Here is a 1,347-nt window from a genome sequence, read left to right as displayed (position 1 = left end):
CATTAGAAAAATATTAAGATATCATATAGATGGAGGGAGGAAACTATGTTCAAGATGCTAAAATATTCTTTAATTGCAGCAACTTTTTCTGTATTAATTTACATATTTATTTATTGTTTTTTACTAAGTAATCTAAAATAATATATTATTTCAGAATATAAAATTCAATAGCAATTTATATGTTATAAAATAATAAAAGCAAGGGTTTTGTAAAAAGAAATTCCCTTGCTTTTATTTTTATTATATTGTTATGATTCAAATACACTAGTACATAAAATTCTTCAATTAGACAACTGTAATTTTTCTTTAGCAGGTACAAGAATCCTAGAAGAATTAAAAATAACAGCACAAACAAATGAACTAATTTCTATACAGTGTTTAACATCCCAGTGTAAAGATGCTTCTCCTTTAATATAATTAAGTAAGGTTTTATCAATTGAAGCTTTTATTGAAGCTAAGTTGTGTAAATTCGAATTTATATTATTAGATTTATTGTAAATTTGAGTTTTAAGTGCATGGAAATTTTCTAATAAATATTTTTGTAAGTCACGTTCGTATTTTAAGTGATAAGAAATATTACCAATAGAGCCTGTAATATGAGAATTACAGCAAAAATCACAAAGGTAGTGAATCACGATTCCAAGCTGTAGTGAATGATATGCATTAAATTTTTTAACAGAAAGTAGTTTTTCTATTTTTTTATTAATATATCCAAGGGATTTTTGTATATAATGGGGATGAGTTTTAATAAGCCAGCTTTGATCTACCATTACTAGGCCAAAATTAAACATAAATTTGGAAAATCCTTTTGGAATAGCAGCTATATTTTTAATTAAAGATAATTCAGCTAATTTAACATGAGTTCTTACTTTCATATATAATATTTCCTCCTAATAATAAGTTTTATATAAGCTAAAAAACATATAGATGTAAAGGTTAATTGAATTATAAATTAAAGTTGTAAATTTCATTTAAATTAAGTATAAACAATATATAAATTATTCAGTATAAATGTGTTATTAAAATATATAATAATTTTAATTATATAAGTTCTAATAAAGTTTCTACATCTTAATACATAGCCTGTCTATTGTTCGTGTAGGAACTTTATTTATTGTTTCAATGAAATTTTGTACAGCAACTCTAATACCAACCAAACTTTTAAAGAATGCATTATTTACTACTGATGATTTTAACCATCCCCATAACCCCTCAATTAGATTAAGATCAGGACTATATGGAGGTAAAAACATTAATTCAAGTCTATTTTTCATCTTTTTTAAAAATGGTTGTATCAGCTTAGCATGATGAATTTTTGCATTATCAAGAATAATAACTATTTTACCC

The 1,347-nt window shown here is 23.8% G+C and carries 2 protein-coding genes; both read right to left on the bottom strand.

Annotation, left to right across the window (positions count from 1 at the left end):
• Nucleotides 1-281: 281 nt before the first annotated feature.
• Nucleotides 282-875: a zinc dependent phospholipase C family protein gene (locus tag CLPUN_RS08520; RefSeq protein ID WP_077846877.1), complete on the bottom strand. Its 594-nt coding sequence runs from the start codon at nt 873-875 to the stop codon at nt 282-284.
• Between the two features lie 189 nt (nt 876-1,064).
• A partial coding sequence (locus tag CLPUN_RS28015) for a transposase (RefSeq protein ID WP_198944306.1) occupies nt 1,065-1,347 on the bottom strand: 283 nt, incomplete at its 5' end.

The sequence above is a fragment of the Clostridium puniceum genome (genome assembly GCF_002006345.1).
Classification (GTDB): Bacteria; Bacillota; Clostridia; order Clostridiales; family Clostridiaceae; genus Clostridium; species Clostridium puniceum.
Note: the sequence above shows the minus strand (reverse complement) of the source record. Positions and strands in the feature narration are given on the sequence as shown.